8 protein-coding genes are annotated in these 12,413 nt (G+C 67.9%); 5 read left to right on the top strand and 3 right to left on the bottom strand.

Annotated features, from left to right (window positions below; genetic code table 11):
- Window positions 1–5 precede the first annotated feature (5 nt).
- Window positions 6–491 (bottom strand): carboxymuconolactone decarboxylase family protein, encoded by a 486-nt coding sequence (locus AB0B39_RS04715; RefSeq protein ID WP_234584199.1) that lies wholly within the window; start codon window positions 489–491, stop codon window positions 6–8.
- A 176-nt stretch (window positions 492–667) separates the two neighbouring features.
- Here AB0B39_RS04715 and AB0B39_RS04710 point away from each other — a divergent pair, with 176 nt between their 5' ends.
- Window positions 668–1,573 (top strand): RNA polymerase sigma-70 factor, encoded by a 906-nt coding sequence (locus AB0B39_RS04710; RefSeq protein WP_357491056.1) that lies wholly within the window; start codon window positions 668–670, stop codon window positions 1,571–1,573.
- Between the two features lie 166 nt (window positions 1,574–1,739).
- The gene (locus AB0B39_RS04705) at window positions 1,740–2,690 is read left to right on the top strand and encodes a zinc metalloprotease (protein ID WP_357491054.1); all 951 of its coding nucleotides are present in this window, start codon (window positions 1,740–1,742) and stop codon (window positions 2,688–2,690) included.
- Window positions 2,691–2,803: 113 nt separating this feature from the next.
- On the opposite strand, the gene AB0B39_RS04700 is transcribed toward AB0B39_RS04705, so the two are convergent.
- Both AB0B39_RS04700 and dcm read right to left on the bottom strand, forming a co-directional pair.
- Window positions 2,804–4,189, bottom strand: a complete 1,386-nt coding sequence (locus tag AB0B39_RS04700; protein WP_357491052.1) for a hypothetical protein — start codon at window positions 4,187–4,189, stop codon at window positions 2,804–2,806.
- Window positions 4,190–4,191: 2 nt separating this feature from the next.
- The gene (dcm, locus tag AB0B39_RS04695; protein ID WP_357491050.1) at window positions 4,192–5,421 is read right to left on the bottom strand and encodes a DNA (cytosine-5-)-methyltransferase; all 1,230 of its coding nucleotides are present in this window, start codon (window positions 5,419–5,421) and stop codon (window positions 4,192–4,194) included.
- Between the two features lie 248 nt (window positions 5,422–5,669).
- Here dcm and AB0B39_RS04690 point away from each other — a divergent pair, with 248 nt between their 5' ends.
- From AB0B39_RS04690 to AB0B39_RS04680, 3 genes are all read left to right on the top strand, one after another.
- Entirely contained in the window at window positions 5,670–6,392 is a 723-nt protein-coding gene (locus AB0B39_RS04690; protein ID WP_357573512.1) for a hypothetical protein, read from the top strand.
- Between the two features lie 319 nt (window positions 6,393–6,711).
- Window positions 6,712–11,475 (top strand): carbohydrate-binding protein, encoded by a 4,764-nt coding sequence (locus AB0B39_RS04685; RefSeq protein WP_357573511.1) that lies wholly within the window; start codon window positions 6,712–6,714, stop codon window positions 11,473–11,475.
- 159 nt (window positions 11,476–11,634) lie between these two features.
- Window positions 11,635–12,357, top strand: coding sequence for a hypothetical protein (locus AB0B39_RS04680; RefSeq protein WP_357573510.1), 723 nt, complete (start codon window positions 11,635–11,637; stop codon window positions 12,355–12,357).
- Window positions 12,358–12,413: the final 56 nt, after the last annotated feature.

Raw genomic sequence — 12,413 nt, 5'->3', positions numbered from 1 at the left:
CCGATTCAGCCGAACGCGGCGGCCAAGGTGCCGGGCTCGTAGGAACCGCCCCGCTGGTGCACGATCACGGCGAGCCGGTTGGCCGCGTTGATCAGAGCGACCAGGGCGACCAGCGCGGCGACCTGGTCATCGTCATAGTGCTTGCGCACCTGAGCCCAGGTCTCGTCGGACACGCCCTGGTAGGCGTCGGCGAGCCGGGTGCCCTCCTCGGCGAGCGCGAGCGCCGCCTGCTCGGCCTCCGTGAAGACCGTGGACTCGCGCCAGGCAGCGACCAGGCTGAGCCGAACCGCACTCTCGCCGGCCGCGGCGGCCTCCTTGGCGTGCGTGTCGATGCACCAACCGCAGCCGTTGATCTGGCTCGCCCGCAGCGACACCAGCTCCTGCGTGGACTTCGGCAGCGGCGACTGCTGCAGCACCATGCCGGCGTTCGCGAACCGCTTGAAGAACTTCATGGCGAACTCGTTCTCGAACATGTTGAACCTGGCGTCCATCGTTCCGTCCTTAACTCTGGTGTTGGATCGGACGACCATGAGATGCCGGCGAGCGCAGCCCTGTGACGGCCGGGCAGGGTGACGACCGCCACAGGCCGGAAGGTGTCACAGAACGGCCGGCTCCGGCATCTGGTGGGTGACGCAGTCGACAGCGAACAGGAGTCACGCTGGTGGGCATGCCGCAGACCGCACCCGACGACCGGCCGGACCGGGCCACCGAGGCTTTCCTCGCCCACCGCAACCTGCTCTTCACCGTCGCGTACGAGATGCTCGGCTCGGCCGCCGACGCGGAGGACGTACTCCAGGACACCTGGCTGCGGTGGGCGGGCGTCGACCTGGGAGCGGTCCACGACCAGCGCGCCTACCTGGTGCGCATCACCACCCGCCAGGCGCTCACCCGGCTGCGGACGCTCGGTCGCCGCAAGGAGTCCTACGTCGGATCCTGGTTGCCCGAGCCGCTGCTCACCGCGCCCGACGTGGCCGAGGACGTCGCCCTGGCCGACAGCGTCTCGATGGCCATGCTGCTGGTGCTGGAGACGCTCGCGCCCACCGAACGGGCGGTGTTCGTGCTGCGCGAGGTGTTCGACCTCGAGTACGACGAGATCGCCGAAGCCGTCGACAAGAGCCCCGCTGCCGTCCGCCAGATCGCGCACCGGGCCCGGGCACACGTCTCGGCCCGCAGGCCCCGCCAGGTCGTCTCCGCGGCGGAAGCCCGGTGCGCGCTCGACGCGTTCCAGCGAGCGGTCGACATGGGCGATCTGCAGGGCCTGCTCGACGTCCTCGCGCCGGACGTGGTGTTTCTCGGCGACGGCGGCGGGATCAAGCAGGCAGTCCCGCGGCCGATCCTCGGTGCCGACAAGGTGGCCCGCGCCCTGGCATCTTTCTGGGGCAAGGTCCCGGCCAGCACGTCGTGGCGGCCGGCGCAGGTCAACGGCTACCCGGCGCTGATCGTCCACGTCGACGGCGAACTGGACACCGTCGTGGCCGTGCGCATCGACGGCGGCCTCATCACCGGGATCTACGCCGTCCGCAATCCCGAGAAGCTGTCCCACATGCAGCGGGAGAATGCCCTGAGCCGCTGACGCCAGGCGATAACAGCGCCCGTCGTGCCCCTGCCGTTACACCCCACATCAGGGCCGTACGCAGGTCTTTTGCTGCTGCCGTCGACGTGGTCTCATACCCGGAGACGACGTCGTCGAGCAGGTCATGACGACCCTGCGCCGTCTCCATCCCCCGAGAGGTGCACCGATGCACAGGAGACCAACTTTCCGACTGGCAGTCCTCACCGCCACCGCTGCGACGTTCCTGGCCTCCGGCGGCGCCTCCGGGGCGCTCGCCACCGCCGCCCCCGCGACTGCCTCCCCGGGTGTCGCGGCGTGCGACCCGGGTACCGCGGCGCGGGCCGCCGAGGGCGCCACCGCCCAGGAGCCGGCGCTGTACTCCAAGAACGAGGCCAACGCGTACGGCGTGATCAAGGACGCGCCGCGCCTGCCCAACGGCAGCATCACCGTGCCGACGGTCTTCCACATGGTCTCCGACCACCCGCTCACCGCCGCCGAGGCGACCAGGTGGAACACCCTGATCGCGGCCCAGATGAGGGTTCTCAACGACTCGTACGCGGGCCGTACGGCAGCCAACGCCTCCGACACCCCGTTCCGGTTCTCGCTCGTCGACACCACGTGGACGGTCAACAGCGCCTGGTACACGGTCGAGCCGGGCAAGAACGAGCGCGACATGAAGAAGGCGCTCTACACCGGCGACTCGGAGACCCTGAACGTGTACGCGGCCAACATCGGCGGCGGCCTGCTCGGCTGGGCGTACTTCCCGAAGGGCTACAACAACGGCCGCGACTACATCGACGGCGTGGTGATGCTCGACGAGTCGATGCCGGGCGGCACGGCCGGCAAGTACGCCCTCGGTGACACGCTGACGCACGAGGTCGGGCACTGGCTGATGCTGGAGCACACCTTCGCGCACGGCTGCTCCGCGTCCGGCGACTTCGTCGCGGACACCCCGCGCGAGGCGGCGCCGCAGTTCGACTGCCCGATCGGCGCGGACACCTGCACCGCGCCGGGGCTGGACCCGATCCACAACTTCATGGACTACACGCAGGACTCCTGCATGGACATGTTCACCGCCGGCCAGGCGGACCGGATGAGCGACGCCTGGGTGGCGTTCCGCGCCGGCGGCGCCGGCTGACGCAGGCGTTGTCGGGGGCTGGCGGGCTGCGTCCCGCCAGCCCCTTCGCGTTCCTCCCCACCGCTGGTTGAGCCCGCCAGCGTCCGTCCGCTGGATCGTGCCCCCTGAGGCGCCTAGAACAGTCGGCCTTCCTGGGCTACCTGCTCGGCAACGTTGTCCGGGCCAGACGAGCACCACTCGCGCAAGAACTTGTCCAACCTGCCGCTCGCTAATGCCCGTGCCACCTGGCCGAGGTCGAATATCTGGGCGATGTGCTGGTCATTGATGACGGGTTGGTTGAAGGTCAGGATCGCGTCATACAGATGACGCAGGGATTCCCGCCGGATCAGGAAGTTGTCGCCGGAAGGAATGAATTGGTCTGACCGCGCCCACCGAACGTCCGCCAGTTTGTCCACGTAATCCGCTCTCAAGAAGAGCGGATCGAGATTCGCTACGAGCGCACCCCGCACCTTCGTGGCTGCCGCATCATCTCGGTAATAGGAACTAAATTTCAGTAGCTGATACGTGCCTTTTTTTATGTCGTCGGTACGGCCAAGGCCTGGCTTGGTCTTGTTCGAGTCGATCTCATCGCCCCATCCATTGACCAGGTAGGCAAGTCTGAGGTTGCGGTCTCTCCGCTGTGTCTTCGGGATTCGGTAGGCCTCGTACAGCTCGATCCACGCGGAGAGGAACTCGAGAAAATTGCCGGGTTCCAAGAAGAACGACGAGAGCTCATCGTACGGCCAAGACCCGCCCCTCTTCTTTCCCAGTGGGACCAGCCAGTCCCGGTGTGGCACATAGAGGGCGAGGTCGACCTCGGCCAGATTCATGTCCACCAACGCGTGCTGCGGATACTCCGCTGGTTCTCCATCGCGGTCGGTGAGGAGCGGCTCGGGCAGCACGGCAACCAACGGAAAAGTGACCATCGGCGAAGCCTTGATCTCGAACAACACAATCAGGTCGTCACGGTATCCGATGGCGTCTACATCGTGCGACTGTTTCGTGATGGTCGCGATCTGGAAGGGCTCCTCGTTTGCGGCCGCAACCAGTTGGAGGAGTAGTGCCGTGGCGACCGTGGTGATCTCGCCGATGTGGTGACTGGTCGGCTTGTGTTGGGCGCCATTGAGCCTGCCCTCGAGCCCCTTGTCCAAGCAGCATCTCGGGCACTGCTTCAGAAACGAGTAGTACACCCGCGGCGAGCTCCCTTCCCGGTGGCAATAAATCCACCTGGAATTGACCACTCTGCCGTGCAGGTACTCGGCGTTCGTCACGAGGTCGAAAGCGGCCGCCAAAGAGAGGCCGAAGAGTTGCGAATCCTGAGCGGCCTTCGCCAGGAAGGGGTCATTCCCGGTGTAGTGGTCGCCGGTGCCGTCTCGGTATGCGCCCAGTACCGTGCCAAGGAGACGGCTGGCTGCCATACCGTCGATGTACTGGGTGCTCGTGAGGCTCGCATCCAACAAACGGGCCAGGTCAGCTAGCTTTTCCTTCGCAGCCGAATCGGCATGGAACGGAAAGTCCATTATTACGCCACCGACGCGAGGTCGAGGGTAAGCTGGCTTGCACTGATGTTCGGCAATCCGAGGGCTAGCAGCTGAATGCTGTTCTCAAAAACCCAGCGAACCGCCGGTACGCATACGGCGTCGCCGAAAGCGAACAATGCTTCCTGTTCCGACTCTGGGATGACGAAGTTGGGAGAGTTGCCGTGCATCGCAACCCCTTGCAATCGGGCGCTCTCCGACCCGAGAATCCTGCGGATCTGCACCTTCCCGCTCCGCACCCGCACCACAAATTGAATTGAGGAACCGCCCTTCGGGGTCCTCAAGCAACTTGCAAGCCCGTCAAAGCGCAGGTTGAAGATCTGCTCCCGAATCCCACGCCGGCGTCCACGGCGCACAGCGGTAAGTTGAAGGTCAGCTCCGGCCGCTGCCATCGCCTCAAGTTTCGGCCGATGATCGTGCTCCAGGTGGTCCCAAAAGTACTGGGTGCGCTCCTCGTTCCACCAGTGCGGATCACCTTCCGGGAGATCGACCAGGACATCGCCGAGCTCCAGGCGTCGGGACGGCAACTCCGGGAAATCGAAGAACATCCAGGGCAGGTCCCGGTTCCTCTGGAAGATGTGCTGCACCTTGTATCGGCGGATATGAGTATCCGGCATTTGGTTCGAAGTAGCCAACGCCTGATCTCGCACGCCAAGGATGAAGACTCGATTACGGGCCTGCGGCACAAAATGACGAGCGTCCACCTGCACGAGATCGATCGCATAGCCTAATTCCGAGATCTGCCTGAGCAGCAAATCGATGCTCGTACCCTCGTGCAGGGTAAGAAGCCCTGCAACGTTCTCGAGAAGAAGGAACTGCGGTGCGCGCCCCTCTTTGACGAGCTGTGCGATGTGGTCAAGAAAGGACCATACGATACCGCTGTGCTCGCCATTGATTCCACGCCTGCCGCCGGCCTGGCTGAGGTCGATGCACGGGAAGCTGGCTGTTGCCAGCCGGGCGGTCGGGATCTTCTCGGTAGGCAGCTCACGGATGTCGGAGTCATCGATGGGCGTCGAGTAGTTCCGCTTGTAGGCCGCTACCTTCCGAGGGTCGTTGTCGTTGGCGAGGAGGCATGACCACCCGAGGGGCGCAAGCGCCTCGTGGATCAACCCGACGCCGGCGAAGAACTCGACGAACGTCAGGTCCGAAGATGGAGCCGGGGAGCCCTGGGGGGCAGCCGTCCCGAGGGGCACGGGGGTCAGCGGTGATGGCACCCTGCGACCTTACGCGAGGACCTGCGTGGCGGACGAGCGACGGACCGTGTGCCGGAGACCGCTCCGCCCTCTGCCGGATGGCGACCTCGAAGGGCTGTTGCCCGCAGCGCAGTTGATCAACTAACTGTTCATCCGCGCTGCGCCCGCTTCTCATCAAGCTCGCCTGGCGAGTTCGCCAACGGCCGGCAGGGTCACCGAACGGCCGCGCCCACCGGCGTGCCACAGCACCTGTAGACCGGAGCGCTGGCATGCCCTCAACCGCACGGTGGTCCCGCCGCGTCGTGATCGCGGTGGCGTTCACCCTCACCCTGCTCGCCATGGCCGTCCCTGCCGAGGCCCACCCGTACGGCTATCCGCAGACGGTGACCATCGCGGCGGACGCGGCCCGTCCCGAGGTGGTGCATCTGACGTGGAAGGCGGGCGGCGTCGACGAACTGACCCTGCTCGGCGTTCACCTCGGCCTGCTGCCGCAGGACCGCGTCCTGCTCGACGGGGCCGTCGACACCCGGGACTCGGACGGCACTGTGCTCGCGTCGTCGACGCAGTTCGCGAGCTACCTGCTCCGGCAGCTCACGCTCAGCAGCGACGGTCACGCATGCGCCGGCACTGTCGGGAAGGCGAGCGGTCTCGCAGCCTCCGGTGTGGACGTCGGCTACACCTGCCCAGGTCCGGTCGGTGTCGCCCGCATTGAGGTCCGGATGCTGAGCGACCTCGACCCCGCGTACCGGACGGTGGCGACCGGGCCCCAGGGCAAACGCCAGGTGTACGGCGCCGACGCGTACTCCCACGACTGGGTGCTCGGGGACGTGCCCGCCGCCGTGGCCAGCGGGGCGAGCGATGTCGGCCACGACCGCGCCACCGCCTGGAAGGTCGCCGGGAGCGTCGGCCCCCTGCTGCTCCTCGCGGCAGTCGTCGCGCTGCTGCGACACCAGGTACGTCGCCGGCGGGTCGCCCACGCCCGCCCGTCCTGAGACCGGCCACCCGCTCTGGCCCCCCGTGCCCGCCGTGGTCGGCATTCCGGTGCTCGGCGTTGGCGGTTCCTCGCACCCAACAAAGGAGAAACCTCGCCATGACGCACGCTCCACGTGCGCGTAGGAAGCGATCACGCGGACTCCTGTCCGCGGTGGCGCTCCTCCTCATCGCCGACCGGCGACGACCCTCAGCCCCGCCCTCGCCGGAGCACAGACGACCCTGACCAGCGGTAACGCGCCGCTGATCAGCCTGAGCGACGGGCAGAACATCGAGGGTAAGGTCCCCGTCGTCGTCGAGCCGGTCACCGAGAACGATTCGGTGACCACGCTCGCGGTCGACGGCGACAAGATCAGCGCCGAGCGGACCGCCGGCACCGCCCACTTCGCCTTCGAGATGGGCGGCAACGGCACCGAGGCCCGCTACCGCAACTACATCACCGTCAACGGCCACACCGCCGCGGCCGACCGGGTGTACCTCCCGGACATCCCCGGTGGTCAGGTCGGCACGCTCGACTTCCCCGGTGACTGGCTGCAGGTCGGCACGAACACCATCACCGTCCAGGCCGGAGCGAACTGGGTCGACACGACCACCAAGACCGCCGTCGGCTACGAGGAGCTGCCGAACGGTGAGGGCGGCCGCTGCCCCAACTACGACGACTACGCGCTGAGCAGCATCAGCCTCAGCCTGCTCGGCGTGGTCGCCGACGGCGAGCAGAACCTGTTCAGCTACAACTTCGGCGACGGCACCTGCGGCAGCTCGGCGAAGTTGCTCAACCAGGCTCTGACCTTCGTCATCTCCGGCGAGCCGGGCAGCACGTCCGGCCTGCGGACCGACCTGGACACCACGAGGCTCACCAACGGTACGCACACCGTCAGCGCGACGACCCAGTCCGGCGCGAAGACGTCCGTGACCGTCGACGTCAACAACGCTCCGGCCGGCGCGGCGGCGGTCACCCCCGGTGACGGTGCCCGCGTACACGGCACCCAGCCCGTCATCGCCGCGCTGTCCAGCGGCGGCAAGGACCATGTCGAGTCGCTGGCCATCGACGACAAAACCGCCGAGAACGCGGAGGCGTTGGCCACCGGAACCGCCACCCTCGGCCTCGCGGTCGCGGCCGGCAACTCGATCGAGGCCCGCTACCAGAACTACGCGCTGGTCAACGGCCACCGGGTCGATCTCGGCGGCGACTACGGCGCCACCGGAGCCGAGGACGTCAGGCTGGCGTTCCCGACCGGGTTCCTGCAGCTGGGCGACAACGTCGTCGAGGTCCGCACCGGCGACTACAACGGCACCCTCAACGGCGCGACCTGCGCCAACCACGACGACTTCACCCTCACCCGGGCGGCGACGAGCCTCACCCTGAGCACTGCGGGCACGGTGACGGCCGGCACCACGTACCTCGTCACCACGAGCGGCACGACAGTGACGAAGGCGGAGACGACAGCCGCCACGCTGGCGCTGGGCGACGCCACCTGCGGGGCCAACCGGGACGCCGAGTTCCACTTCACCATCGACGGCGCCCCGACGACCCGTACCGTCGACACTCTCGGCAGCGGGGGCGACGCGCACCTCAAGGTGTTCGTCGGCGGCAACGGCAGCGACAACGGGTACGACAACAAGGTGCTGATCAACGGCATCCCGCTGGAGATCGGCATGTGGGAGAAGGAGGTCGCCGACCTCGCGTTCCCGAACGAGTGGCTGGTGCCGGGCGTCAACGCCGTGGAGTTCGTCGCGGGCAACGACCACGGCAGCGCCAAGCCCGGCGGCTGCGACAACTTCGACGACTTCACGCTGCGGGACTTCGAGCTGCTGCCGACCGGCGCGAAGGCGACCCAGCTGACCCGCTCGATCGCGCAGACCACTGTCACCATCGGTTCGGCGAGTTACCCCGCCGGCTCCCAGGTGACCACGTACCTCGGCGACGGCACCTGCGGCAGCAGCTACAACGCGGTACTGACCAGGACCGTCCTGTTCGACGTCACCGCGCCTGACGGCACGGCGCTGCCGGCGCTGGGCAAGCGCGCCGACGTGGACACGACCACGATCGCGGACGGCCCCCACACCATCAAGGCTGTCGTCGGGGAGAAGACCTCGACGCGGCGCTTCACCACCGACAACACCGCCCCGGAGATCTCCAGCAGTGTCCCGGCGGCCGGGCAGCGGCTGACGTCGACAGTCGCGCTCAACGTCACGATCAAGGACGCCTCCGGCGTGGTCGGTACGCCCGTCATCACCCTCGACGGCGCTCCCGTCAAGCAGGGCGACCAGATCGGCCACGGCCTGCCGGCCGGTGAGCACACCATCGCGCTGACGGCTACCGACGCGCTCGGCAACACCGCCACCCGCGAGGTGCGCTTCAGCAGCGCGAGCATCCCGGACGTCCCGACCGAGCTGAACTCGACGGTCAAGAACACCGACCCGCTCTCGGCCGAACTGTCCGCCCGGATCCCCGGCGCCGAGGGCGTCGGGCTGACCGCCACGTTCACCAAGGCGGACGTGGTCCTGCCGACCGGCGGCTACCTGGGCGAGGCGGCGGACGTGCCGACCACGCTCGACGTGCAGCACGACAAGACCGTGGACGTCGCCTCGCTGCGTCCGCTCGACGGCGCGACCATCGAAACCCCGTCCAGTCGTGGGGTGGTCTTCCAGCGGTACGACCTGCCGCTGGGCGCAACAAAGCAGGAGCCGACGCTGCGCTGGTCCGGCACCATCGATCCGGCGCGGATCGTGGCGCTGCGGGCGTGGGATCCGGCCACCAGGAAGTGGGTCGTGCTCACCAGTTCGCGGGGGCAGTCCGGGCAGGACACCGTCCTGACCGCGCAGATAGAGGCCGGCTACCGCGACGGCGGCGTGGTGCACGTGCTGGTCACCGGTGAGGACCCGTTCGCCGACGACCTGTCGCCGCACGACGCGTCGGCGCAGAACGACAAGGACCGCTTCGAGGATCCGAGTTCGTACGACTTCTCGTTGGCGCACTTCACCGACACCCAGTACATCACCGAGGGTGCGGCCGGCGGGACGTACGACGACTTCGACGGCAACGCCGAGCCCTCCGACGTCGAGACGGCCGAGGAGCAGGCGATCTGGTCGGCGGCGTACCGCGAGCAGATGCAGTGGATCGCCGACAACGCGGCCAGCCGCAAGATCGCGTACGCCGCGCACACCGGCGACGTCATCGAGAACGACTACTACGACCCGCTGGCCACCAACCCGGACGGCTCGTTGAAGCGGCCCGGTCTGCACGAGCAGGTCGAGAAGGAGCTGGCCACGGCCTCGGGCTTCCAGAAGATCCTCGACGACAACGGTGTCGTCAACCAGGTCATCGCGGGCAACCACGACGACCAGTTGGGCGCCGAGACGGGCCCCACGTCCCGGTTCAGCCGGACCTTCAGCGCGGACCGGTACTACGGGACGGCGAAGGGCTGGCCGAAGGGCACCGAATACCACGCCTGGGATGAGAAGACGAACGCCGACGGGTCGGTCACGCCGGGCAAGGACAACCAGAACAACTACCTGCTCTTCTCGGCAGGTGGCCTGGACTTCGTGGCGGTCGGCCTGTCGTACGGCGTGACGCCGGCCGAGGCCAAGTGGGCTGACTCGATCTTCAAGCGGTACAAGGACCGCAACGGGATCCTGCTCTCCCACGACTATCTGAAGCCGTCGGCCAACCCGGATGGGCGGGGTGCGGACTTTTCCGCTCCGGACGGCTCTCCGCTGTTCAGGCAGGTCGTCGAGGTCAACCCGAACGTCTTTCTGGTCCTCGCCGGTCACGAGCACGGCGTCGGCACCAACCTGAAGTCGAAGATCGGCGTGACGGTCAGCCACGACGTCGTCGAGCTGCTGGCGGACTACCAGTTCTATACGGTCACCGCCGCCGAGCTGTGGCCGACGCGGGTCGCTCCCGACGGCACCATCGACGTCAACGGCGACGGCAAGCCGGACCACAAGGCCACCGACCGGCTGCAGTTCGGCGCGAGTTTCCTGCGCCTGCTCCAGTTCGACGTGGACCGGGCCGAGATGCACATCGACACGTACTCGCCGTTCCTGAAGAACTTCGGTGCGACCGAGTACGACATCCGCCAGGACGGTAGCCAGCCCAAGCCGCGCTACAACGGCTCGGAGGACAACCTGACCCTGCCGGTGGATCTCAGCACCCGCAAGACGTCCTTCGGCACCGACTCGCTCGCCGCGTACGTGCCGGCCGGCACGATCGGCACCGACGAGGTGACCTCGAACGGCGTCGCCACGGCGACCTGGGACACGCTCCTGCCGGGCACCTCGTACGGCTGGATCGTCTCCGCGAAGAGCGCCGACGGCGGCGAGGCGGTGGCCCAGCCGGCCGTGTTCACGATCGCCAAGCAGGTCCCGACGATGACAGTCACCGTCGCCCCGACCAACTGGGGTACGGCGGCGACGGTGACCGTGCAGGTCGCGGCCGGCAGCACGCCGGTCACCGGCGCGGTGGAGTTGCGCGAGGGCACGACCGTCCGCGGTTCGGCCGCGCTGACCAACGGCACGGCGACGTTCACCCTGCCGGCGGGCCTCGCGGGTGGCCAGCACACGCTCACCGCGTCGTACGCGGGCGACGACCACCTCGCTCCGGTGCAGGCCACCGCCGTCCTGACGGTGAACCTGCCGGCCCAGTGGAGCTCGTCGACCGTCTACAACGACGGCGACCGGGTCACCTACCAGGGCCGGGTCTTCGTGGCCTCCTGGTACACGAAGAACCAGAAGCCGGGCGCCGACGCCAACGGCGCGTGGCAGGAAATCGCCATGACCGAGGACGGCACGGCGATCTGGACCGCGTCGCGGATCTTCAACGCGGGTGACTTCGCGATGTACGACGGTAGGAAGTGGCGGGCCCAGTGGTACACCCGCAACCAGAAGCCGGGTGACCGCAACGGGTCCTGGGAGGAGATCGCCCCGACCCCCCCGGACAACAGCCCGGCGGCCTGGACGCTCACGAAGGTCTACGACGCCGGCGACCGGGTGACGTTCAAGGGGCACGTCTACGAGGCGAAGTGGTGGACGCGCGGCCAGGAGCCCGGTGACAGGTCCGGTCCCTGGAAGCTGATCAAGTAGGCAGGTTCGCGTGAGGCCGGCCTGGGACCGATTCTGGTCCCGGGCCGGTGCGCGTCCCGTCACTCGTCAGGTGGAGCGGCAGCCTTCCGCCGGCTCTCACGTTTTTCCTGCTCATACGCTGCGCCGAAAGCAGGTGGACTCTCACCCGGCGGAGGGCAGATGGCGTCGAGGCGTACCCATCGGATGGTGGTGTCGGCCGTTGCCGGCGGCCTGTTCGCCCTCGGCGTGGTCGCGCCGGGTCCGGCGGCGGCGCCGCTGCCCCGCGCGGTCCGGGCGGACGGTCCTCCGGCCCCTGACACGCGCGAGCCGCGGCCGCCGCTGCTGCCGGCGGACTTCCGCGGCACCGGCCGGTACATCGTGCGGGACCTCGGCATCGACGTCCCGTTCAGCTGGCAGGGCCGCGACGGCAACAGCCAGATGGTCGCCGGCGGGCCGCAGCACCCGATCTGGTTCACGAACCTGATCTACGAGAACACCCTCTACACGCTCACCTACAAGTGGCCGAACATCCCGCTGTTCCCGCCGCGTCCGTGCAGCAAGGTGCCGGGGTTCTTCAACCGGCAGATCTTCAACGACAAGCTGAAGACCGCCCGCTATGTCGGCCCGGAGATCCTGCAGGGAGAGAAGGACCGGCACGTGGACCACTGGCGGGTGGGCGTGGTCGGGGGTTCCACAGTGCCGGGGGAGTTCTTCCGGTTCCCGCTCGCACTCGGCGACATCTACGTCGACCAGCACGACTCGGCCCGGTGGTGGCAGGTGTTGCAGTTCGGCCTGCAGAACCTCTTCGACCCGGAACTCGACGAGTGGTTCACGATGGACAGCTTCGACCTGCGCCCCGGCGAGGTCAACCTCCCCGACCGCTGTCCACCCCCCACCCCCTGACCTCCGGCCCCCGGCCCCGGCTGCGGTGATCAAGAGGTTTGCGTCACCGATCGGCC

It is taken from the genome of Micromonospora sp. NPDC049114 (assembly GCF_040648635.1).
GTDB lineage: Bacteria > Actinomycetota > Actinomycetes > Mycobacteriales > Micromonosporaceae > Micromonospora.
This window is presented reverse-complemented; position numbering and strand designations above follow the sequence as displayed.